Genomic DNA, 23,505 nt, shown 5'->3' on the forward strand with positions numbered 1-23,505 from the left:
AATATACAAAGGTATAAAAGTAAACAGGTAATGGTCAATTCAATTTTCAGAAAATAGTCCGAACTATTAACTCAACGACAATTGATAAATTCCGATTTAATCTCCTTATTTTTGATAAAAATCTAAATTATGCTTAAAGTCGGTGTTCTCGGAGCAGGACATTTAGGAAAAATCCATCTGCGATTGCTAAACCAATCTGAAAAGTACGATTTAATTGGTTTCTATGATTCTGATGCAATCAATGGCAAAAAAGTTTCCGAGGAATTTGGCTATCGCTATTTTGAAAACATCAATAGCCTGATAGACGCAGTAGATGTTGTCGATATTGTCACCCCTACCCTTTCTCATTTCGATTGCGCCAAAAGATCAATGGAAAAAGGGAAACATGTCTTTATCGAAAAACCTATTACAAACACCTTGGAAGAAGCCGAAGCATTATTGGCTCTCGAGGAAAAGTATCATGTAAAAGGGCAGGTAGGACACGTTGAACGATTCAACCCTGCCTTTGCAGCAGTCAAAAACAAAATTAAAAATCCGATGTTTATTGAGTCACATCGCCTAGCGGAATTCAATCCACGCGGCACCGATGTACCCGTTGTCCTCGATTTAATGATTCATGATATTGATGCAATTCTTAGTGTCGTAGATTCAGATGTGGCCCAAATCAACGCGAGTGGCGTTTCAGTGATCAGCAATTCTCCTGACATTGCCAATGCGCGCATAGAATTTGAAAATGGGTGTGTGGCCAATCTAACGGCTAGTAGAATTTCGTTGAAAAACATGCGAAAATCCCGTTTCTTTCAAAAAGACGCCTATATCTCAGTAGATTTTTTGGAAAAAAAGGTAGAAGTCGTAAAAATGAAAGATGCACCGGAAAAGACCGGTGATTTCGATATGATTTTGCAGAATGCGGAAGGTATAAAGAAACAAATCTATTTTGAAAATCCGGATATTGCCACAAACAATGCCATATTGGATGAACTAGAGACCTTTGCCGAGGCCATTACCACGAATACCCAGCCTGTTGTCACTCTTAAGCAGGGCACCAAAGCACTAAAGGTGGCATTGCAAATCATTGCTTCTTTTTAGAATAACTGGTCTTTAAGTAGTAGCTTTTCAAGAGACAACCAAATGGTCAACGGTCGAATTTCAGTTTTCTGGAACCGTTTAAACAATTTGTGATTTCAAAATGGAAGCAAGAATACTATCTCTTTAAACGCAATTGAAATAACACTGGATTATGAAAAAAATAGCAATTATAGGTGCTGGCACTATGGGTAACGGAATTGCCCATGTCTTTGCCCAAAAAGGCTACAAGGTTAATTTAGTAGATATCTCGCAAGAAGCACTCGACAAAGGTGTTGCTACAATTTCCAATAACCTTGACCGTATGTTGGCGAAAGATAAAATTTCTGAAAGCGATAAGATCAATACTTTAAACGGAATTTTGACCTATACCGAATTAGTCAAAGGAATCGAAAATGTAGATCTGATAATTGAAGCGGCCACAGAAAACGTTGATTTAAAGCTAAGAATTTTCAAAGAACTAGATGTACATTGTGGTGACCAAACAATCTTGGCCACTAATACATCCTCAATATCCATTACCCTAATTGCTTCGGCCACCCAGCGACCCGAAAAAGTTATCGGCATGCACTTTATGAATCCGGTGCCCATAATGCCATTGGTAGAAATTATTCGAGGGTACAATACTTCGAACGCGACAACTGACCAAATTAAAAAACTGGCAAAAGATTTAGACAAAGTGCCAACAGTGGTCAACGACTACCCCGGTTTCGTGGCCAACCGTATTTTAATGCCTATGATCAACGAGGCGATTGAAACCTTGTATCACGGTGTTGCTGGTGTAACGGAAATCGACACGGTAATGAAATTGGGTATGGCACATCCCATGGGGCCTTTACAGCTTGCTGATTTTATTGGTCTTGATGTATGCCTTTCCATACTAAATGTATTGTATGAAGGATTTAAAAACCCCAAATATGCCCCCTGCCCCCTACTAATAAACATGGTCACCGCTGGAAAACTGGGCGTCAAATCAGGAGAAGGGTTTTATGACTATGCCACTTCTAAAAAGGCCGAAAAGGTAGCTAATCAGTTTGCTGTGTAACAATGCTTGTATGAGAAATTCGAAGCAAATAATAAATCGAAAATTATAATACCAAATGTCAATTAAAGATAACCTGATCCATATTAAAAAAAATCTCGAAAATCATGTGACCCTGGTTGCAGTTTCTAAAACGAAACCCAACGAAATGATTCAAGAAGCTTATGGCACGGGCCAACGAATTTTCGGGGAAAACAAGGTTCAAGAGATGGTTGCCAAATGGGAAAAATTACCCAAAGACATCCAATGGCATATGATTGGCCATCTTCAGCGAAACAAGGTAAAATACATGGCGGAGTTCGTTTCTTTGATTCATGGCGTCGATAGTTTTCGATTGTTAAAAGAGATTGACAAACAAGCAAAAAAACATGACCGTACCATATCCTGTCTATTACAAATACATATCGCAGAGGAAGACACCAAATTCGGATTTGATGAAAAAGAGTTGAACGACCTATTACAAAACCCGGAATTACATGAATTGAAAAACATAGAAATTAAGGGTCTCATGGGTATGGCCACCTTTACAACTGATAAAGAACAAGTAAGGCGAGAGTTTAAAAAGCTAAAGACTTTGTTCGAAAAAACAAAGACTTTTCTACCAAGCATATCCATATTATCTATGGGCATGAGTGGCGACTACGAGATTGCTATTGCAGAAGGTGGTAACATGGTACGCATCGGAAGTAGTATCTTTGGGGAACGAAACACATATTAGACCTGATAGGGGCATAATTCAAATTTGAATTTAGAACTGCATGTACGCAATCTTAGATATAGAAACAACGGGGGGCAAATACAATGAAGAAGGCATCACCGAAATTGCAATTCATAAATTCGATGGTCATCAGGTAGTCGATAAGTTCATAAGTTTGGTGAATCCTGAAAAGGAAATACAGCCTTTTGTTGTCAACCTTACCGGCATCAACAATAAAATGTTGCGTACGGCACCTAAGTTTCATGAAATAGCCAAACGTATTGTCGAAGTTACCCAAGACACAATATTGGTGGCTCATAATGCTCAATTCGATTACCGCATCTTGCGTACCGAATTTCGAAGATTGGGATACAATTTTGAGCGCAAAACACTATGTACCGTTGACCTTTCCAAGAAATTAATTCCGGAAGCCGAATCTCATAGTTTGGGCAAACTGGTTCGATCTTTGGGCATACCGGTTACCGACAGGCATCGGGCAAATGGCGATGCCCTTGCTACATTGAAACTCTTTAAGCTATTGCTCGCCAAGGATACTGATAAGACTATCATTAAAGATATCGTTCGCAAAGAGACCCATGGCGAACTTTCGCCTCGCCAACTGGACATTGTAAAAGAGATGCCTTCAGAGACAGGTGTTTTTTACGTGCATAATAAAGATGGTGATATCATTTTTTTAGCCAAGAGCAGTGATATTAAAAAGCGGGTAAACCAGCATTTCACAAAAAATGGGGAAAGGGCTAGAAAGCTCCAGAAAGAAACCAAGAAAATAACTTTTGAAAAAACGGGTAGTGAACTGGTGGCTCTGTTAAAAGAAAATGAAGAAATTTCTCGTAATAGACCAAAATATGGACGGTCAAAGTCTCAAAAATTATTCTCACATATTGTTTATACGAATACGAACGAGTTGGGCTATCGAGAATTGCGAATTGAAGCATCCAACTTCAGGTCCCAAAATAAGATTACTACTTTTAGTAGCCTAGATAGCGCAAAGAATTTTATAAAAAAAGTGACCGAAGAATTTGAGCTCTGTTCAGAATTAAATGAGATTTCAGACGATAAAACAGACTGTTCCCAAGATAGTATCAAGGAAACAGCGAGTGAATACAATGAGCGGATAGAACGGGTATTTGATAAATACTCATTGGGTCAAAAAAATATCATTATTGTAGACAAAGGCCGTGACGTAGGCGAATACAGCGCTATTCTTATTAAAAACGGGAGTTTTCAGGGACTGGGATATTACAATTTAAATCATCAAATCAATAATATTCATATCTTAGAATCAATTATTACCCCAATGACACCTAGTGCGAATGCCAAGCATATTATCGAATCGTATCTGAGAAAGCGTAGGGTTATAAAAATATTGGAACTAGATATTTAGAATTTGAAAAGGCTCAAACCAAATAAGGGGTGGCGAAGCACCCTACATGAAATAATATACGGTACTCATACGCCTGCAGGTAAATTATTTGATGTTGCGCTGTTAGTACTTATTGTTTTCAGTGTAATAATAGTCATGTTGGAAAGCATACCCCGACTAGATGCAAAATACCATGCCTTCTTTAATACAACCGAATGGGTCGTCACTATTCTTTTCTCGATAGAGTACATACTTCGTATTATTTGTATCAACAAACCTAAAAAATATATTTTCAGTTTTTTTGGAATAATCGACCTATTATCCACCATACCCAAATACTTGTCCTTTTTTGTTATCAGCGCGCAATTTATTACCGCATTTCGGGCCCTTCGGTTGTTACGTGTTTTCAGAATTCTAAAATTGGTGCGTTTTGTTGGTGAATCCAATAATTTGGCCAGGGCACTAAGGGCCAGTCGAACCAAAATTTTCGTATTCGTTTTTTTTGTTCTTATCATTTCGGTTTTGCTAGGTACCATTATGTATTTGGTCGAAGGGCCTGAGCATGGCTTCGCCAGCATTCCCCATAGCGTATACTGGACCATTGTTACGCTCACCACGGTTGGTTATGGAGATATTTCACCCGAGACCGCATTAGGCCAATTTTTAGCCACGCTTATCATGATTATCGGGTATGGGGTAATAGCTGTACCAACAGGTATTGTATCTGCTGAATATACCTCAAAGGCACTGAAAGACAATAGTCTTGGAGAAGGTCAATCTTGTTCAGATTGTGGTGCTGACATTATACGTTCAGACGCACAGTATTGCAGAAAATGCGGGCATAAATTAAGTGACGATTAATGGCTGATAAGCTCTTGATTTGTATCGTAGGTCCCACGGCCATCGGAAAAACGAGCATGGCGATAGCCTTGGCCAACTACTATGGCACCGAAATCATATCAGCCGATTCGCGCCAATTTTATAAAGAAATAAGTATTGGTACGGCTGTTCCTACTACAAAAGAATTACAAACCGTCAATCATCACTTTATTCAGCATAAAAGTATTTTTGAAACGTATTCGGTGGGTGATTTTGAGCGGGATGCCATGGCGGCGTTAAAAGAGCTTTTTAAGCAAAAGGAAGTCGTTATTATGGTTGGCGGCAGTGGTCTTTATGTCGATGCCGTTACAAAGGGTTTAGATAACTTCCCCACGGTTTCTCCTAAAATACGTCAAGAGTTAATTGAAAAGTTAGAACACGAAGGCATCGAGAGTCTTCAAAAAATGCTTAAAGACTTAGATCCCGACTATAGTACCCGAGTAGATTTAGAGAACCCACATCGGGTGATACGTGCTTTAGAAATCTGTTTGGGCACTGGCAAGCCTTATTCCACTTTTTTAAATCGAGAAAAGCCAAGCAGGCCTTTTAAAAGTATAACCTTAGGACTTTTTGCCGATAGAGCAGTAATTTACGACCGTATTGAAAAAAGAGTGGATATTATGATGGAGCAAGGGCTTTTGCGCGAAGCAGAGAAGGTATATGCACATAAAGACCAGAATGCATTGCAAACCATAGGTTACAGGGAACTTTTCAATTATTTGGATGGACAATGGGACCTAAATTTTGCCGTATCGGAAATCAAGAAAAATACCAGAAGATTTGCAAAAAGGCAGCTGACCTGGTTTAGAAAAGATGAACAAATGTTGCGACTTGACCACCAAACTTCTGTTGAAGCCACCGTTGAGGCAATAAATATTAAATTAAAAGAACTAGCTCATGGCTAAGGCAAAAATTTATTATGTTATGGGAGTTTCCGGTTCGGGAAAAACCACCATTGGTGAATTACTCGCTAAGAAACTAGCGATTCCGTTCTATGATGGTGATGATTTCCACCCGGAAGAAAATGTAAAAAAAATGGCCGCCGGGCATCCTTTAAACGACGAAGACCGCAAAAGTTGGCTCTTACGGTTGAATGCCCTGTCGCAGGAAAATAGTGAAAACGGAGCGGTAATCGTTTGCTCGGCACTAAAGCAATCCTACCGTAATATTCTACAAAAAGGGGTGGAAGACAAAGCAGTATTTCTGTTTTTATCAGGATCTTTTGAAAAAATTTTAGATAGGATGCAGAAAAGAAAAGGGCATTTTATGCCTCCTGACCTGCTTAAATCACAATTTGAAACCTTGGAAATACCAAATGACTCCCTATCGGTATCCATCGACCAGACACCTGAGAATATTTTGGCGGAAATATTACAGAAATTAAAAAATCAACCATAAGAACATCCGTAAAAAGAAAAAGCACCCATTTGCATGGATGCTTTGTGTATTTTTTTTATGCTAGCAGTGTTTACTCCTCTTTCACCACTAACCTAAAACCTTCTCCGTGAATGTTTAAGATTTCTACGACATCATCACGTTTTAAGTATTTTCTTAATTTGGCAATATAGACATCCATACTACGTGATGTGAAGTAATTATCGTCTCTCCAAATTTTGGTGAGCGCCAATTCCCTAGGCATCAAATCATTCTCGTGAAGGGCTAAAAGTCGTAACAACTCATTTTCTTTAGGAGATAATTTTATAGCTTCTTCATCTTTATACTTCAAAAATCTCAATTTAGAGTTCAAATGGAAATTTCCGATTTTGAATTCGAATTTTTTACTATCCGCCAAAGTGTTCGACGCCTTTCTTTGAAGAATCGCTCTAAGCTTTACCAATAAAACTTCAGAATCAAACGGTTTGTTCAAGTAGTCATCGGCCCCGGCCTTGTAACCCTTTAGAACATCTTCTTTCATCGTTTTGGCGGTAAGAAAGACTATGGGCACATTCTCATTTTTTTCACGAATCTCCTTGGCCAGGGTGAATCCATCTTTATAAGGCATCATCACGTCAAGTATACACACGTCGTAATTATCCTTTTTAAATTTTTCAAATCCTTCCATTCCATTCTTCGCCAAAGTGACGTCAAAATCGTTCATTGACAAATAATCTTTTAAGACAATTCCAAAGTTCGGATCATCTTCGACTAAAAGTATTTTCTTATTTATTGTTTCCATACATTATTAAATTAAAGGTAGTTTTATATAGAAAGTACTTCCTTTACCTCTTTCACTTTCTGCATACACCTCTCCTTGGTGATCTTCTATTATTTGTTTTACATAAGCCAGACCCAAACCATGTCCTTTTACATTGTGCACATCCCCGGTATGTTCGCGATAGAACTTTTCAAATACTTTTTTCAAGACCGCCTTACTCATTCCTGCACCTTGATCCACTATTTTAATTATTATGAAATTCTTCGCAACCTCGGTGTAAACATCAATCTTCGGAGCGTCAGGTGAATACTTAACCGCGTTGTCCAAGACATTGACAATTACATTGGTAAAATGCATTTCATTGGCCAAAACGTCAGTTCTTTCTGCCTTAAAATGGGTTTTTATATAGCCCCCCTTATCTCCAACTATTAATTCGACATGTGCTATAGCATCTTGTATTATGTCGTGTACATCTACCCTATCCTTACTTATATCTAGTTGATTTCTTTCCAATTTCGATATGCGCAGTACATTTTCTACTTGGGCATGCATTCGTTTATTTTCATCCCTTATCATCTGTAAATACCGCAATATCTTTTCTTGATCCCCTATAATTTTGGGATTCTTTATAGCCTCGACCGCCAAATTTATAGTCGCAATAGGGGTCTTAAACTCATGCGTCATATTATTTATAAAATCAGATTTTATCTCTGAAATTTGTTTTTGCTTGATTAGTTGGTGAATAGCCCCGGCATAAGCAACAACAATGATCAACGTAAACATTAATGACAAAATAGCCATGTTCAAGATTGAACTTATCAAGAAACCTTTCTTCTTAGGAAAGGAGATTAACAGGGAAAAATTAGAATTGCCCTCACTATCCTTGAACATTGGTGCCCGATAAATCGTGCTTTCTCCAAGCTTAAATTTTCGCGATTTCACCCGGGTCGGAAGACCATTACTGTAAACTCCGTACTCAAAATCTATATCCAATGACCTGTTTTTGAGCTCACGGTCCAATTGCAACTCGATTTCCTGCTTTGAAACCCTTCTATGAATTGGTTCCTTTTTGGCGTACTCGCTGAATACATCTTCAAATACGGCCTTTTCAACGGAGGTCAACCCACCAATTTTCTCCAGTTTTTGTACCGCGTCCAACCGATATCCTTTACCATCAAGACCAAAATCTTCTTTAAAAATAGTGGTGGTTCGCTTACTTTTGAAATTTTTAATTGTCGTGGTATCGTCTCCGCTACCATTGTCAAAGAACGTAGATGCTATATTATAGTCTTCCTCTAAAATACCGTGCTCGTATAGCCGGATTTCATTGGAATTCATATCTCTTTCAATAAAAGAAAAGTTCTTAAGGTGAGCGCCACTGGGGGTTCCTACACTATCTCTAAGTTCAAAGTATCGCTCGGAATAATCCTTTATTTCCCTACTCGTAATTTTTTCGGTAACCTCGTTCAAAACTTCGGTAACCGTATTGGAAAACTGATCTTCCTTATCATCTACCGATTGCTTGATCCAGAAAACTTGAACAAAGATGATTCCTATAAGTGAGAGGCTCATCAAGATTACCAAAAGAACAAACAACCTCTTATTCATCTTATTGTAAAATTAAAGATTTAACATTTAGCACTTTGTACGTTTAACCAAACCTTAACAAAAATGTTAAAATTTAGGATTGTACAGATTGGTTAAGTAACAGATTATGAATGCTTTCAACTTCCCTTTTGGTAGTTTTGAGATCGACGTTCTCAATAACGAAGTCGGAAAGGTCGATTTTTTTTTGGTCGGACCATTGATTGTCCATGCGCGCCAAAATCTCCTTTTCCGAAGCCCCATCACGCGAAACCACCCGTTCGACCCTAAGCTTTTGGGGTGCCGTAACCAGAATAATTCTATCGTAGAACTCGTGCCCCTTATTTTCAAAAATAATCGCGGCTTCTTGAATCACATATGGGTAATCTTGCTTACGCGCCCAAGAAGAAAAATGTTCGCGTACGGCAGGGTGCACAATTTTATTCAACTCTTGCAACAAGCTCTTATTATTAAAAACCGCTCGGGCGATAAACTTTTTATCCAGTTCCTTGTCTTTATACGACTGTTCCCCCAACAATCGTATAATTGCTTTCTTTACCTTCTTGGAGGAAGTCATTAATTGCTTGGCCCATTGATCTGAATTGTACACAGGCACACCGAGCTCTGTAAACATTTTTCCAACAGTGGTCTTACCACTGCCAATACCACCGGTCAATGCTACAATCATTGTTTCTTCGTCAATATAAATTCGACATTTTTCTCGTTTAGGCGGGCGCTGTGGATATTTTTAGGTTTTTTCGCCAATACGAGTTCAAGCATTTTCAAATTGCCATTTTCAACTGTCCCGTAGTCAGCCGTTACTTGAAAATCTGAACTTTGCAATTGTTTTAATTCATCAATTTTGGCTTTGCATACGACCGATACCTTATCAGGAAATATCTTGACTTGCATTCCTTTGGGTTCATTGATAACCTTGATCGGTATTTCCAGTATTTTCTCTGAAAATCGCGCTACTGCGCCAGAGACAAGAACTGTACCTGTTGAAAAAACGGTATTTTTCAATTCTGGGGATTTATAAACTTCTACTGTTCTGGAAAAATCCGATGTCAAGTCCGTAAGGTTTTGTTTTAGAGTGCTAACATCATTTATAGAATCTATTTCATTTTTCGGCCCCGTAATGGTAATCGAATCTGGCTCAATTTTCAAATCACCATCCAACAGATAATTCTGGGCAAGATTGATTCTAAGCCTAGGCTTGACTTTTACCTTCTTAGTTTCTGTGCTATAAAAATTAAATGACAGGGTATCTTTATCCATTTCAAGTAAAGACATAGAGCCTGGCAGTTGACTTTCTATCTGCTTTCTAAAAACCGTATGGGGTATATAAAAATTTGAACCTTCCTTCTCCACAGTAGACAAATCGATAAGTATCTTTTTATTCTTTAGATTAAAACCCAAAAACTGAAACCCGACCGCCTTTAATTTCACATTAACGTTTGCCTTCGAGATATCTGCCAAGAGCAGACTATCCGGTGCATTAATATATTCAAGGTCGAAGGTTGCATAATTGACGTACGACTCTGAAAGGTTATTAATGAACCATATCATGCTCGAGCAAAGCAGAAAAACAAGAAAGACCTTGACCTTTCGCTTTTTCAGGATATTTTTGATTTTTTTAATCACGTTGCTGCTTTTTGCTCAAAGAATAATTTCGGAAACAACTCTTGCGGTTCCTTATCGGTAAAATTAATGTAAAGCGTCGATTTTAAAAAACCGTAACCATATCCTACAAATTGAATTATTGCCGCAATTACTGATAAATATGCCACCGAAATATTTTTGTTCTTAAGTAGGGAATCTACAAAAAGTAAAACAAAATAAACAGCGTATAACCAAAGTGGTAATGTCAGACCAAAAATAAAAAGTAGCACTGCGACCAAAAACCCTAAACAGAAAAAAGTAGGAAACCAGTACGTTATTTTTACTGTAGAAGGGTGCCACTTATTTAGAATAGGCCTTACCATACCAAATTTATTGACTTGTATATAAAACTTCCTCCAATCGATCCTGCGTTTGTGAAACACAAAAGCTTTTGATATCAATTTAGTCTCGTAGCCTTTTTCCCAAATACGGAAGGTCAGATCGGGATCTTCTCCGGGATGAATATTTCCGTAACCACCGACGTTTTCAAAAGCTTCTTTTGAAATTCCCATATTGAAACTACGCGGCTGAAACTTGCCCACGGCTGTTTTGTTACCCCGAATGCCTCCGGTTGTCAAAAGTGATGTCATGGCGTAGTTAATGGCCTTTTGTACCGTACTGAACAATTCATGGGCGGCATCGGGTCCACCGTAGCAATGCACAAAATTCTCTTCGAGTGATTTTTCAGCTTCCACCAGATATTGGGGCGGTAACACACAATCGGAATCTAAAACAATAAAATAGTTGCCCTTCGCTTTCTTCATGCCATAGTTTCTTGAATCACCAGGGCCAGAATTCGGCTTTTTGTAATATGAAATCATCAATTTGCCGGAATACGCTTCGACAACGGATTCAGAACTTTGAGTAGAGCCATCTTCTACAATAACAATTTCAAAGGACTTCTGATAGCTTTGTTTAGAAAGGCTCTCCAACAATTCCCTAATTTCATCAGGTCTATTGAAAACTGGTATTATAAAAGAAAACGATAACTCCATTGCTTAAAGTACAATATAAAAGCCACCCCTTCGGGATGGCTTATGATAAAAATCGAAATCTTCTTACTTTGAAAACTCTTCGATAACCTCTTGACTAACGCCTGTATTTGAAAAACCACCATCGTGAAAAAGATTCTGCATGGTTACTTTTTTCGTAAGGTCAGAAAATAAGGTTACGGTATAATCGGCACAATCATCGGCAGTAGCATTTCCTAATGGGGACATCTTATCTGCATAATTGATGAAGCCATTGAAACCTTTGATACCCTGACCAGCAGTAGTGGCCGTTGGTGATTGTGAAATCGTATTAACACGTACCATTTTGTTCTTCCCAAAGAAATATCCAAAACTACGGGCGACAGACTCTAAATAAGCCTTGTTATCGGCCATATCATTATAATCGGGAAAACTACGCTGCGCGGCGATATAGGTCAACGCAACAATACTTCCCCATTCAGCCATGGCATCTGCTTTATACAAGCTCTGCATCACCTTATGAAAAGATAACGCCGAAACATCCCAGCCCTTGGCTGTAAAATCATAATTCTCATCCATATAAGACCGTCCTTTGCGCACATTTACCGACATTCCGATGGAATGGAGTACAAAATCTAATTTCCCTCCAAGTATTTCAGTGCTTTTCGCTACCAAATTGGCCAAATCTTCCTCACTGGTTGCATCAGCAGGAATTATTTCAGAACCTGTCTTTTCCGCCAAGGCTTTTATTTGTCCCATACGCATAGCAATCGGTGCATTCGTCAAGACGAAGGTTCCCCCTTCTTCATGGACACGTTCAGCGGTTTTCCATGCAATGGAATTGGCATCAAGTGCCCCAAAAATAATTCCTCTTTTTCCTTTCAGTAAGTTATATGCCATATTATTCGGTTTCTTTATTACGAATTAAATAAAATCAAAGATATTAAAATGAAAGCAAAACCATCATCTAAAAAACAATGTTCAATTTTTAATTCATATTCCGGCTTCCATATCCGCTAAAATGAAGTTGGGAGCATCAAAGATGCTCCCAACGACCAATACCATATTATAAAGAATTTTCAATCTAAGATTCAAACCAGAAACCTCATATTCTTTCTTTATTATTTAATTACAACCGATTTAAAACATGCTCGAATTAATACCCCGGATTCTGTTTTACATTCGGGTTTTGATCAATAGCGTTTTGTGGAAGTGGGCTCATATATTGTCGGGGTTCAAACTTCGCGGTAAACTTCACTTCTTCTTCAACACTGTATACCCAGACTCCAGAATTATCGGAGGGTACCGAGTTACGAATCACCATATTATGTCGAGGCACACCCATAGTCTCTTCTTGTTTCTGCCAGCGTTTATTGTCAAAATATCGCTTATTCTCAAAACAAAGTTCCACCCTTCGTTCATTATGAATTATGTCGCGCATTTCATCTTTCGTCAAACCTGCGTCAAGATTCGGCAAATCTGATCGATCACGAATACTATTGATTGCATCATACACCGATTGGTCCGGACCCACAGCCTCATTTTGAGCTTCGGCATAGTTCAACAAAACTTCTGCATATCTGTAAAAAACATCGTTCTGTCCACTCGCATCATTTCCGGGTGCGGCATCAGGATTTAAACGTTTCTTTTGATAATAGCCCGAATCACCAACATCAGTTGAACCTGCAAGGTCGATTTGATTGGTTTTATCAGGATTCGCATAAGTCTCATCAATACGAGTGTAGATTACGTCTTCCTCAGGCATCCAATCTAATTTGTAAGGCGCCCCATCATAGACAATAAAATCATAAAACCGCTTCTCCCTATTTTCATAAGGGTTCTGCGGATCATAACCTGAAGTAGGGTCTGTAATAGGTTTCCCATTGCTCATGGCAAATGCATCGACCAATTCTTGTGTAGGGTTGTAATTGCCCCAAGTCATATACTGACCCAAAACATAGGTAGGGCCTCCACGTCTTTCGTAATTCGTACCCATTCCACCTACATTGGCGACTATTTGACGATCCCAGATAATTTCGGAATTATATTCGTTCGAGGCTCTCCAAAGATTCGGAAGATCACCGAACAAGCCGTATGTTCCTCCAAATTCATCCATGAACTTTTTATTGGTGGCAGCTGCACGTGCCCAACGTCCTGGATCTGCAGTAGCAAAATGTACAAAGTTGTCTGGATCGGCGAGATAAGTTGTGCCGCTATTGAACAGTGGACTTGCCGCAAAAAGCTCGATCCATCCTTTCAAGACCAAAGCAGCGCCCAATGTGGCACGCCCTGCATCACCATTCCCATTTTCGTACTTAATGTCTAAAGCACCGTTGCTTACAATACTTTCCAGTTCACCAGTAATAAAATTAAATGTTTCCTCAAACGTTGCCCTTGGTGTAAGCAGCTCTTCTTCGGTCATAGTGTTACGATCCAAAGGCACGGTCAAAATTGGCAGACCGCCAACATGAACAAAATATTCACTGTAAAAGAATGCCCTTAAAAACTTAAGTTCATCTATTCGTTTGCTATAATATTCAGATGAGAAATTCTCTTTATTCTCTTCTAGTTTTTGAATACCTGTATTACACTTTCTAAGCTTAACAAAAAAGGTCTCCCAGGTATACCCATTGGTCGGCCCGTAAGTACCTCCCCACGGACTAGAATTACTTGACCCCGGGGCCTGGCAGATTCCTTGTCTCCAGTTCGATGCAGTATAATAGTGACTGATGTTATAATCGTCGGTATAGTAATCCAATTGCTCTGATAAGGTCGAAATTCTAGGAATTTCACTGTACACATCATTTATAAAAATATCGGCATTGGCTTCAGAAGACCATTGTGTTTGATCTGTGAGTATCGACTTATTTTCATTTTCAAGAAATTCCTCACTATCACATGATAGGGCACCTAGTGCAATAAATGCACATATGCCTATGGTTTTGATTCTATATATTACTTGTTTCATAATATTCTTTAATTTAATGATTAAAAGGATACATCTATTCCAAAAGATAATGATTTAGATACCGGATAGGCATTTTCACGATCGTCGTACCCCAATTCAGGATCAATAAAATCAAGCTTACTAAAAGTTAGCAGGTTTTGCCCTGTCAGGTGAAATCTCAAAGAGGATAATTTGAGTTTTTCTGATATAGTCTTAGGTATTTCATACGTAAGAACCGCTGTCTTAAGTCTTAAATAACCAGTATCCACCATCCAGAAATCAGATCCCTGTGTATTGTTGGAATACGGGGATGGGGTAGCCCTAGGGTATTTCGCATTCTGATTGTCAGGTGTCCATCTGTTATTAAAATACTCATATGAGGTATTACTACCATTATTCGCAAACGGAGAAGTCAAAAACGTTTGAATATTGATGTCGGAATTAGCGGTTCCTTGAAAGAACAATGACAAATCAAACCCTTTATAGGCAAGACTTGTATTCAAACCATAGGTAGTCGAAGGATATACCGGGTTTCCGATAACGGTCTGGTCATTTGAGTCGATCCTTCCATCGGGAACTCCGTCTGGGCCACTTAAATCGGCATATTTGACATCCCCTGGGTGTAAATCTCCGAATTGGACCACATTGTAACCATCCGTAGCGTTGATTATACCATCATTATTGGTATCGTCGGCCGTTGTAAACAATCCTAGGGATTTATATCCATAAGGAGTTCCAAATGGTCGTCCTACACGGGTTCTGTTCGAGTTATCACGTTCGGCATCCGATTGAAATACTTCGATCATATTGTTCTCGGCATAACTCATATTCGCGGAAGCCGTTAAGCTCAATCCGTTTTCCCATTCCTTTTGAGTACCGATACTGAACTCGAAACCGTTGTTGTCCATGATCCCCTTGTTTTCTTGCGAAAGCGAAAGACCATACTCAACTGGTAGGGTTACCTGGGGCTGCAAGAGCATACCGGTTCTATCTTCATGAAAATAATCGAACTCAATGTTCACAAGACTATTCCATAGGCTTAAGTCAAAACCAATATCCAATTTTGTAGATATTTCCCATGTAATATTCGGGTTCGCCTCATTCTGTACGCGAGATCCTTGAACCAATGAGCCATTGCCATAAGCATAGGCATTACCTCGGAGATCATATCCCGCCAAGTACTGAAAAGCTGCTAAATTTCCGTCGATATACGGAAGGTTTCCAGACCTACCCCAAGATCCTCTTAATTTTAAATTATTGATCGCCGAATTATCCATGAATTTCTCTTCCGAGATTCTCCATGCCGCAGAAAATGCCGGAAAATAGCCCCATCTTTTTCCTGGAGCAAAAGAATAGTGCCCGTCATACCGACCTGAAGCTTCTAAAATATACTTGCTTTTATAGGTATAGCCCACTCGATAGACATACCCTAGTTCACTAGCAGTACTTGACGATCCTGCATTGTCGTAATCCAATTTATCGGAACTACCCAAACTCAATTCATCGATTTCAATAGCAAAATTATTTCTACGCGTGTTGAACCAATCATTTTTGGTTTCCCTTGCCTCTGCCACGAACAGTGCGGTAACGCTGTGATCACCAAATATCCTATCATAATTCACATATCCTTGGTAGGTGAATTTCTTTGATCTTGAATTCACAAGTTGTAACCAAGTATATGGCGCCCCACTACCCTCTTGAAGTGAAACCGCCTCAGTGTAGGTATATGGAGATTGTGACAGGTCTATATTATGATAGATATAAGGTACGTGCCATAGCTTATCATTCGTTTGCGATGGGTCGTAGCTAAATACCCCTTTAACACTTAACCCTTCAATAGGTAACTCTTGTTCGAGGTAAACCGAACTCAGCAGGGTGTTGTCTTCATCTCTTCTATAGCCATTAGAATTTAAAACTCCCATTGGTGTATTGGCCGAAGATTCTCCCCATTTATCTCCCTCAGGATATAATAAAGTCTGTGTAGGTACAAATTTGTAGAAACTACGCATAAGGTGGGTTATCGACTCATCTGCATCGATTCCATCAGTATCTTCGATAGACCCATATACCGACATTCCTACCTTTGTACTCGGCGTAACCTGTACATCTAGGCTAAGATCATAATTATACCTTTGGTACCCGATAGGCTCAAAAATACCCTTCTGGCTATAATGTCCCAAACCGGCGTGATACTTAACAATATCGGTTCCTCCACTAATTTGAACATTATTTATGCTTACGGCCGCATTTTTCCGAAATACATCGGTAAAATCAGAATCGGGATACCTATATGGATCTTGTCGGTGCAAGTTGTTGTAATCGGCCACCAAACTAGGATCATTGGGCGGTGTAGTACCGTTCTGGTTTAAATTAAAATAACCTTCATTCTGAAGTGCCATATAATCCTGCGCATTCAACATTTCAGGCAAATAGGTCGGACTTTGAAAACCGTAGGAAGAACTTAAACTTACCACAGGTTTGCCCGTCGCCCCTCTTTTTGTCGTTATTAATATTACCCCATTGGCACCACCAATACCGAAGGGCGCAACGGCGGCGGCATCTTTAAGCACCGTTATAGTTTCAATGCTGTTGGGATCGATTTGACTAATATTATCCCTTCGTATTCCGTCAACCACCACTAACGGACTATTGTTACCTGTACTGACAATACCCCTAATATGAATATCAGGATTGTCGCCACCCGGTGCACCACCATTCGGTCGCATACTCACCCCAGACACACGGCCCGCTAGTGATTGAGATACGTTCGCTACAGGAATTTCAGCAATTTCCTCTCCTTTCATTGTACTGATCGCCCCCGTAACCGTAGTTTTTTTCTGGCTGCTATAGCCTACTACCACGATTTCTTCCAATGCCGCGGCGTCAGTAACCATATTGACCTCAATCGTGGTTTTTCCCGCCACATTGATTTCCTGTGTTTTGAATCCAACATAAGATACAACTAGTACACTGCTTCCACTAGACAGGTCTATTCGAAACTTCCCGTCAAAATCGGTCTGCGTACCATTGGTCGTTCCTTTGACCAATACATTTGCGCCCGGCAAAGGTTGACCTATGTCGTCTTTGACCACCCCTGAAACTGTACTATTATTTTGTGAATACCCAAGGGCGGCAATCATAATAAAAAGAATCACTAATACACATTTTTGCAAATGATACCAGTGTTGGTTTGATTTTTCAAATTCCATACTTGAAAGTTTTTTAGGTTAGAGTTAAAAAGTTAGAAATTGTTCGATTCATTGAGTGATAATTTTAATAATTATTAAAAGGTTAATTAAGTCATAGTAGTTTTTAAAATGAGCCGATTTTAGAATTCATATTATAAATTGATGGAATAAAAAAGAAGTTGCCAAATTACATTAGCAGTAAGGAAAGTGGCCAGAAGACCATTATTTTCAAGAATCATAACTGTGATTATTATTTAACAACTTGTCTCACAATTTATCATTTCATCGTTCGATAATTTTCTTATAACAAGAATTATGCAACTAGGTAGGAGGACGTTTCTGAGCTTGGGATAAATTCAAATTTTATAGGAACGCATAAACGCTAGAAACGTTTAAAAATACGATTCCCACTGTAATGTGTCAATTATTTACTACGCTGAATTGTAAGTCTTCAATCTCTTAATTTTAGATTGCAAATTTTGCATCATATTATGCATAAACCAAATAACCTCCATTTATTTGACCAATATATATATAATATTGATATTTATTACAATATATCGCAACAATATAGGACAAAAATTTGCGCAATAATATTGAACATGATTTCATAAGATGTGGGATACCCTTTAATGCAAGCGTTTAATCATTAAAACGAATCAAAATAATGCATAAATAACTATAGCCGCAGTATTCGATAAAATACATGAGCAACAAGCCACTCTTTTATTTATTTCATAATTTTTTGTGTGGTAGTATTCTGCATCAACCAAGAAGATATTCGGTTGAAAATATGACTAACCAAAAACGGTAGCCTCAAAACCGGTCAATGGTCGTAACGACCCATCAATTTAGCAATTGACGTGCATGGGCCATCGCCGAATCGGACAAATCTTTACCTCCCAACATTTCGGCCAACTCCTCTACTCTTTCGTTTCGGTCTAACTTTTTCATTTTCGTGCCAGTAACGCCGTCTTCCTCTTGCTTATAGACTTTGAAATGATGATCACCCTTGGAAGCAACTTGCGGAAGGTGTGTAATTGAAAATACCTGCATTGTTGTGCCCATATCCTTCATAATATCTCCCATCCGATTTGAAATCTCACCAGAGACCCCGGTATCGATTTCATCGAACATAATTGTCGGAAGATTTTCATATTTAGCTAAAATAGCCTTTATGACCAACATGATACGGGAGAGCTCTCCGCCCGAAGCAACCTTTTTCAACGCCCCATAATCACTCCCCTTATTAGCAGAAAACAAAAAGGTTAAATCATCTTTGCCATTACTTTTAAATTCCGTAGCCGGTACTATTTCAATTTTGAAAGTCGCATTAGGCAGACCCAGCGGCGCCAAACTCTCTTTCAATTGTTTTTTGAGATCGGGCAGTACTTTATTTCGCCGCTCACTAAGGTATAACGCTTTTTCTTCCAAAGCAGTTCGAAGCGTGCCAAGTTCTTTTTCCTTTTCCGAAATCGAAGTCCCAATATTTTCCGTCACGGCAACTTTCTCCGCCAGAGTATCCCTTATCGTCACTAACTCAGAAACATCTACAGCATTGTGCTTCTTCTGAAGATTATAAAGCAACTGAAGTTTCGTATTTATCTCTTCTAGCAATTGCGGATTGGCCTCGGCACCTTCTTGCAGGCGATTTACATCGTCTGAAATATCATCCATCTCGATCAAAACCGATTGTATGCGCTCGTTGAGTTCCGAAAATTGGCTTCCAAAACCAGATAGTTTTGAAGAAACCTGTTTCAATTCCAACATTAATTGAAGTACTCCGACCTGTTCGTCATTCAACAATTGATTTCCCTTGGATAACAATCCAAGTAACATTTCAACGTTGTTCAACTGCTCGTACTGCTCCTCCAGCTCCTCTATAATTCCGTTTTGCAAAGGGGCATCCTGTAGCTCTTGTAACAAAAAACTGTTGTACTCGTGTTCTTTGGTGGCATTTCGCTGAAACTCAATCAGCTCATCCAACTCATTTGACACACGCTTATATATTGATAACGTTTTAGAATACGCGACCAAGGCCTTTCCATTTCCTGCCAATGCATCGATAACCCTTAGTTGAAAATCATTATCGGTCAATTGCATGGTCTGATGTTGCGAATGCACATCAATTAGCTTATTACCTAATAATGTAATTATATCCAACGTTACCGGGGTATCGTTTATAAAGGCTCTAGACTTCCCATTGGGTCGTATTTCACGCCTAATTATCGTTTTCTGCTCATAATCCAGATCATGTTCTTCAAAAAACGGGCTTAAACCATATTTATCAAGTGTAAATTCAGCTTCTATGACACATTTTAATTCTTTATTCCGCAAAGAGGATAAATCGGCCCGCTTTCCTAAAACTAAGGAAAGGCCGCCGAGCAGAATTGATTTCCCCGCACCTGTTTCACCAGTGATACAAGTGAATCCCTGTGAAAAGGAAACATTTAAATCATCAATTAAAGCGTAATTTTTTATGGAAAGTTTTGTCAGCATCCGGTTGAAAAATAATGCCGTAAAGATAATCGATAATACAGTAAAAAAATGGAGATCAGAACTTAATATCGTTCCAGGTACTAGAATACAAAGGTGCAATTCTGTTGAGCGTCTCTTTCAAACTTACAATATCTACCTTAGGACCGTCAGAGAATATATTCTGTATTTCTTCTGACTTGGCATCAAAAAATGTCTGAATCAAAAAAGCATTTGGTCTACGCTTGATCATCGTTTCAAAAAGTTTCATTGAGCCCGCTACCACTTGCTTTCCAGTGCTATTGTTATCTCCTAAAATATCAAGCCCTTTTCTGTGGTAGTTGTACATGGCTACGCGATATTCCCTGTAGGTATTGGACAATAGGTTATCGACCAAATCAAATCGTCCGCGGTCATTATCGGCCGTATGCGTCCACCCAGAAACACTATTACCCTGTGCTTGGGTCACAATTTTTTGTGCGGTTCTATAATAGTCCGTACCGCCTTCCAGCGCAAAAGTATCGGCATCAAGCCCCAAAAGAATATAGGCGTAATAAGAAACCACACTGACCAGATTTGATTCGTAAACATTCGAATTAAACACTAGCGGTTGAAATTCTATATAATCGAAATTGAAAGCATTATCCTTAAAATTGAAGATTGGACTTTCATACGATGTATTGAAAACAGGTCTCGAAGATTGTATTTGAATATTGGCCTCGAACCTATTCGATTCATAATTTGTAACCGTAATAAACATTTGGGCATTGATTCTTTCGTTCTCTTTAAAAACCCTATTGGTCCATTTGGTTTTATTCACAAAATCATTTAGGGAACGTTCTAGAGTTTTGAATATTTGCTGATTGGTCTGCGACACCTGGTCCGAATTTACGGTGACCGTACAATTAAACTCCTGCGCACCAGCAAACTGGAAAACGGCTAGGCACAAAAAGGATAAGAGTAAATTACGCATGTGTTCGAGCTATGATTTCGTTCCAAATATCTAAAGCCACTTCGGCCTTGCTTTTTAATTCAAACGCTTTTATCGTCGAATTCTTATCTATGAACGTTATTTTATTGGTGGGCTTCCCGAAACCTGCACCCGCATCGTTCAATGAATTTAAGACAATAGCATCAAGGTGCTTTTTTTTGAGTTTTGCTTGCGCATTTTCCAACTCATTCTCAGTCTCCAAGGCAAAACCAACGAGATACTGATTTTTCTTTCGTTCACCAAGGGTCATCAAGATGTCTTTATTCTTAATCAATTCAATTGTAAAGTCTTCCGCCTTCTTTTTGATTTTTTGGTCTGCAACGGTTTTAGGTTTATAGTCAGCCACTGCGGCCGCACAGATAGCAACATCAATTTTATCGTAATGACCAAGGGCGGCATCGAACATTTGATCCGCTGTGACTACGCGCACCAGCTGTATTGCGCTATCATCAACCGACAAATGCGTGGGCCCTGAAATCAAAATAACCTTTCCTCCCAATTTGGCAGCGGCTTTGGCCAATTCGAACCCCATTAACCCGGAAGCATGGTTTCCTATAAAACGTACTGGATCAATCGGCTCATGTGTAGGGCCCGCAGTTATCAAAATGTTTTTTCCTTGTAATGGAAGACCTTCTGACAAATAAGACTTTATAAACTCGAGCATATCTTCAGGCTCGGCCATTCTACCTTCCCCATAAAGTCCGCTGGCCAACTCACCAGAAGTCGCCGGAATCATGATATTACCAAAAGATTGTAATTTTTCAAGGGATGCCTTAGTCGAGGGATGCTTGTACATATCCAAATCCATAGCAGGTGCAAAGAAAACCGGACACTTTGCCGAAAGATACACGGAAAGCAAAAAATTATCACAAATACCATTTGCCATTTTCGACAAGGTATTTGCCGTTGCGGGAGCAATAAGCATATAATCGGCCCAAAGCCCAAGCTGTACATGATTGTTCCAATCCAAACTATCATCTTCCTGTTTAACAAAAGAGGATAAAACCGGATTTTTGGACAAAGTGGCCAACGTCAAGGGGGAAACAAAAGAGCTGGCGCTATCTGTCAAAATTACTTTGACATTAGCGCCAGCTTTAATCAATAAACGAACAAGAAAAGTCGTCTTGTAAGCAGCAATCCCCCCGGTTATACCTAAAAGGATGTTTTTACCGCTCAACATAAATCTAGGCGTCTTTCTCAGTGTTCCTGTAGTAAATTTTATCTTCTAACCACTCTTGAACGGCCAAAGCGTGCGGCTTAGGCAACTTTTCGTAGAATTTTGAAACTTCAATTTGTTCCTTGTTCTCAAAAACTTCCTCCAAACTATCACTGTAAGTGGCAAATTCTTCCAATTTCTCTAAAAGCTCCTTTTTAATTTCAGAATTAATCTGAATAGCTCTTTTGGCTGTTATTGAAATGGCCTCGTAAATGTTATCTGTCTGCTTGTCGAATTCATTTCGGTTTATAGTTACCGTCGATGCAGGGGCTACTGAATTCTTTAAATCATTCATATTCATGATACCGTTAATTTATTTTGCTTCTGTATTTGGAGAGAATCGTAAAAGTTCCTTCTCAATTTTTTCCAACAGGTCTTTCGCCTGTTTCTCATATTCGGTTTCGGGATATTGCTTTTTTAGCGCCGCGTAGGCCTCTTTGGCATCCTTTAGTCGCGCTGGCTTTAAAGCATCAAAACTGTTCAATGCCAATCTAGTCGCCGAATCGAATTTATAAAACAAAGCATCTTCACGATAAATCGATCCTGGATTATCAGAAATAAAATTATCGAAAGCAGCTATGGATGGAGTCAAAAATGTATAATCAAACTCCCCTATTTTGTTGAATTGTTTGGCAATTTCATAGGATTTACGTTCCTTTTTCGTAGTCAGCTCTTTAGCCATCATGTTGGCTTCTGCAAAGTATTCCGAATTAGGATATGCGTTAATAAAACTCTGGAGTTTGGTCAATGCCTTATCGGTATCCGTTTGATCCAACGAATAGGTCGGGGATAGTTTAAAATAACTTTTCGCTACCAAAAAACTTGCTTGGGGCGCCTTTTCGCTTTTCGGATATGATTTGATGAATCGTTCAAATTGATAACCGGCCATGTTATAGTCCTTTCTCTGAAAATAAGAATTGGCCAAAAAGAACATTACCCGTTCACCTTGGGGCTTACCTACGTATTTCGGTGCAATCTGCTCAAAAAGACGATTGGAACGTTTAAAGTCTTGCTCTTCATAGAACTTCTGGGCCATGTCGTACTTGGCCTTAACGTCCTCATTTTTTAGTACTTTTTGATATTCGCTGCAGCTATAAAAGGCCATGGCCACAAAAACAACAGGAATGAAGCGTCTCATTTTAAAAAACATTCTGCAAAATTACGGATTATCAACGGATTTAAAAAACATTTTTAAACCGCTAAAATAGGCGTCTATATGGTAACAGAC

The 23,505-nt window shown here is 39.0% G+C and carries 20 protein-coding genes; 7 read left to right on the forward strand and 13 right to left on the reverse strand.

Translation table 11 applies throughout. The features are described 5' to 3' along the window. The first annotated feature begins 129 nt into the window (after positions 1–129). The 7 genes from BLS33_RS04075 (at position 130) to BLS33_RS04105 (ending at position 6,486) form a co-directional block, all read left to right on the forward strand. On the forward strand, positions 130–1,089 hold the full coding sequence (locus tag BLS33_RS04075) for a Gfo/Idh/MocA family protein (protein WP_089885518.1): 960 nt from the start codon (positions 130–132) through the stop codon (positions 1,087–1,089). Between the two features lie 151 nt (positions 1,090–1,240). Next, the gene (locus tag BLS33_RS04080) at positions 1,241–2,131 is read left to right on the forward strand and encodes a 3-hydroxyacyl-CoA dehydrogenase family protein (protein ID WP_089885520.1); all 891 of its coding nucleotides are present in this window, start codon (positions 1,241–1,243) and stop codon (positions 2,129–2,131) included. Between the two features lie 55 nt (positions 2,132–2,186). Then, a complete protein-coding gene (locus BLS33_RS04085) occupies positions 2,187–2,846 on the forward strand; it encodes a YggS family pyridoxal phosphate-dependent enzyme (RefSeq protein ID WP_089885522.1) in 660 nt (219 codons plus the stop codon). A 40-nt stretch (positions 2,847–2,886) separates the two neighbouring features. Then, positions 2,887–4,230, forward strand: coding sequence for an exonuclease domain-containing protein (locus BLS33_RS04090; RefSeq protein WP_089885524.1), 1,344 nt, complete (start codon positions 2,887–2,889; stop codon positions 4,228–4,230). A 3-nt stretch (positions 4,231–4,233) separates the two neighbouring features. Continuing rightward, the gene (locus BLS33_RS04095) at positions 4,234–5,070 is read left to right on the forward strand and encodes an ion transporter (protein WP_089885526.1); all 837 of its coding nucleotides are present in this window, start codon (positions 4,234–4,236) and stop codon (positions 5,068–5,070) included. After that, positions 5,070–5,993 (forward strand): tRNA (adenosine(37)-N6)-dimethylallyltransferase MiaA, encoded by a 924-nt coding sequence (gene miaA, locus BLS33_RS04100; RefSeq protein ID WP_089885528.1) that lies wholly within the window; start codon positions 5,070–5,072, stop codon positions 5,991–5,993. Before BLS33_RS04095 ends, miaA begins: the two co-directional genes overlap by 1 nt. Beyond that, positions 5,986–6,486 (forward strand): gluconokinase, encoded by a 501-nt coding sequence (locus BLS33_RS04105; RefSeq protein WP_089885530.1) that lies wholly within the window; start codon positions 5,986–5,988, stop codon positions 6,484–6,486. The genes miaA and BLS33_RS04105 overlap by 8 nt, the downstream gene beginning before the upstream one ends. 70 nt (positions 6,487–6,556) lie before the next feature. Here the strand turns inward: BLS33_RS04105 and BLS33_RS04110 are convergent, their stop codons facing one another. From BLS33_RS04110 to BLS33_RS04170, 13 genes are all read right to left on the reverse strand, one after another. Next, complete coding sequence (locus BLS33_RS04110; RefSeq protein ID WP_089885532.1) at positions 6,557–7,264, reverse strand: response regulator transcription factor; 708 nt, start codon at positions 7,262–7,264, stop codon at positions 6,557–6,559. 6 nt (positions 7,265–7,270) lie between these two features. Continuing rightward, entirely contained in the window at positions 7,271–8,851 is a 1,581-nt protein-coding gene (locus BLS33_RS04115; protein WP_089885534.1) for a sensor histidine kinase, read from the reverse strand. A 73-nt stretch (positions 8,852–8,924) separates the two neighbouring features. Then, positions 8,925–9,515: a dephospho-CoA kinase gene (coaE, locus tag BLS33_RS04120; protein ID WP_089885536.1), complete on the reverse strand. Its 591-nt coding sequence runs from the start codon at positions 9,513–9,515 to the stop codon at positions 8,925–8,927. Then, on the reverse strand, positions 9,512–10,471 hold the full coding sequence (locus BLS33_RS04125) for a CdaR family protein (RefSeq protein ID WP_089885538.1): 960 nt from the start codon (positions 10,469–10,471) through the stop codon (positions 9,512–9,514). Before BLS33_RS04125 ends, coaE begins: the two co-directional genes overlap by 4 nt. Then, positions 10,468–11,484, reverse strand: coding sequence for a glycosyltransferase family 2 protein (locus BLS33_RS04130; protein ID WP_089885540.1), 1,017 nt, complete (start codon positions 11,482–11,484; stop codon positions 10,468–10,470). Before BLS33_RS04130 ends, BLS33_RS04125 begins: the two co-directional genes overlap by 4 nt. Before the next feature lie 63 nt (positions 11,485–11,547). Then, the gene (locus BLS33_RS04135) at positions 11,548–12,360 is read right to left on the reverse strand and encodes an enoyl-ACP reductase FabI (RefSeq protein ID WP_089885542.1); all 813 of its coding nucleotides are present in this window, start codon (positions 12,358–12,360) and stop codon (positions 11,548–11,550) included. A gap of 256 nt (positions 12,361–12,616) precedes the next feature. Beyond that, positions 12,617–14,428: a RagB/SusD family nutrient uptake outer membrane protein gene (locus BLS33_RS04140; protein WP_089885544.1), complete on the reverse strand. Its 1,812-nt coding sequence runs from the start codon at positions 14,426–14,428 to the stop codon at positions 12,617–12,619. Between the two features lie 20 nt (positions 14,429–14,448). Further along, positions 14,449–17,616, reverse strand: a complete 3,168-nt coding sequence (locus BLS33_RS04145) for a SusC/RagA family TonB-linked outer membrane protein (protein WP_176801315.1) — start codon at positions 17,614–17,616, stop codon at positions 14,449–14,451. Between the two features lie 825 nt (positions 17,617–18,441). After that, positions 18,442–20,094: a DNA repair protein RecN gene (gene recN, locus BLS33_RS04150; protein WP_089885546.1), complete on the reverse strand. Its 1,653-nt coding sequence runs from the start codon at positions 20,092–20,094 to the stop codon at positions 18,442–18,444. A gap of 55 nt (positions 20,095–20,149) precedes the next feature. After that, positions 20,150–21,043, reverse strand: a complete 894-nt coding sequence (gene porD, locus BLS33_RS04155; RefSeq protein ID WP_089885548.1) for a type IX secretion system protein PorD — start codon at positions 21,041–21,043, stop codon at positions 20,150–20,152. After that, positions 21,036–22,241: a bifunctional phosphopantothenoylcysteine decarboxylase/phosphopantothenate--cysteine ligase CoaBC gene (gene coaBC, locus BLS33_RS04160; protein ID WP_089885550.1), complete on the reverse strand. Its 1,206-nt coding sequence runs from the start codon at positions 22,239–22,241 to the stop codon at positions 21,036–21,038. The genes porD and coaBC overlap by 8 nt, the downstream gene beginning before the upstream one ends. Positions 22,242–22,245: 4 nt before the next feature. Continuing rightward, positions 22,246–22,578: a DNA-directed RNA polymerase subunit omega gene (locus tag BLS33_RS04165; protein ID WP_245731274.1), complete on the reverse strand. Its 333-nt coding sequence runs from the start codon at positions 22,576–22,578 to the stop codon at positions 22,246–22,248. 12 nt (positions 22,579–22,590) lie between these two features. Further along, on the reverse strand, positions 22,591–23,427 hold the full coding sequence (locus BLS33_RS04170) for an outer membrane protein assembly factor BamD (RefSeq protein ID WP_089885552.1): 837 nt from the start codon (positions 23,425–23,427) through the stop codon (positions 22,591–22,593). Positions 23,428–23,505 lie beyond the last annotated feature (78 nt).

The sequence above is a fragment of the Kriegella aquimaris genome (genome assembly GCF_900103215.1).
GTDB classification, from domain to species: Bacteria; Bacteroidota; Bacteroidia; order Flavobacteriales; family Flavobacteriaceae; genus Kriegella; species Kriegella aquimaris.

Coding starts and splice junctions, on each gene's coding strand:
- BLS33_RS04075 (WP_089885518.1), top strand. CDS start 130: ATGCTTAAAGTCGGTGTTCTCGGAGCAGGACATTTAGGAAAAATCCAT.
- BLS33_RS04135 (WP_089885542.1), bottom strand. CDS start 12,360: ATGGCATATAACTTACTGAAAGGAAAAAGAGGAATTATTTTTGGGGCA.
- BLS33_RS04110 (WP_089885532.1), bottom strand. CDS start 7,264: ATGGAAACAATAAATAAGAAAATACTTTTAGTCGAAGATGATCCGAAC.
- BLS33_RS04140 (WP_089885544.1), bottom strand. CDS start 14,428: ATGAAACAAGTAATATATAGAATCAAAACCATAGGCATATGTGCATTT.
- BLS33_RS04145 (WP_176801315.1), bottom strand. CDS start 17,616: ATGGAATTTGAAAAATCAAACCAACACTGGTATCATTTGCAAAAATGT.
- BLS33_RS04115 (WP_089885534.1), bottom strand. CDS start 8,851: ATGAATAAGAGGTTGTTTGTTCTTTTGGTAATCTTGATGAGCCTCTCA.
- coaBC (WP_089885550.1), bottom strand. CDS start 22,241: ATGTTGAGCGGTAAAAACATCCTTTTAGGTATAACCGGGGGGATTGCT.
- BLS33_RS04130 (WP_089885540.1), bottom strand. CDS start 11,484: ATGGAGTTATCGTTTTCTTTTATAATACCAGTTTTCAATAGACCTGAT.
- BLS33_RS04170 (WP_089885552.1), bottom strand. CDS start 23,427: ATGTTTTTTAAAATGAGACGCTTCATTCCTGTTGTTTTTGTGGCCATG.
- BLS33_RS04080 (WP_089885520.1), top strand. CDS start 1,241: ATGAAAAAAATAGCAATTATAGGTGCTGGCACTATGGGTAACGGAATT.
- BLS33_RS04105 (WP_089885530.1), top strand. CDS start 5,986: ATGGCTAAGGCAAAAATTTATTATGTTATGGGAGTTTCCGGTTCGGGA.
- BLS33_RS04090 (WP_089885524.1), top strand. CDS start 2,887: ATGTACGCAATCTTAGATATAGAAACAACGGGGGGCAAATACAATGAA.
- recN (WP_089885546.1), bottom strand. CDS start 20,094: ATGCTGACAAAACTTTCCATAAAAAATTACGCTTTAATTGATGATTTA.
- miaA (WP_089885528.1), top strand. CDS start 5,070: ATGGCTGATAAGCTCTTGATTTGTATCGTAGGTCCCACGGCCATCGGA.
- coaE (WP_089885536.1), bottom strand. CDS start 9,515: ATGATTGTAGCATTGACCGGTGGTATTGGCAGTGGTAAGACCACTGTT.
- BLS33_RS04085 (WP_089885522.1), top strand. CDS start 2,187: ATGTCAATTAAAGATAACCTGATCCATATTAAAAAAAATCTCGAAAAT.
- BLS33_RS04165 (WP_245731274.1), bottom strand. CDS start 22,578: ATGAATATGAATGATTTAAAGAATTCAGTAGCCCCTGCATCGACGGTA.
- porD (WP_089885548.1), bottom strand. CDS start 21,043: ATGCGTAATTTACTCTTATCCTTTTTGTGCCTAGCCGTTTTCCAGTTT.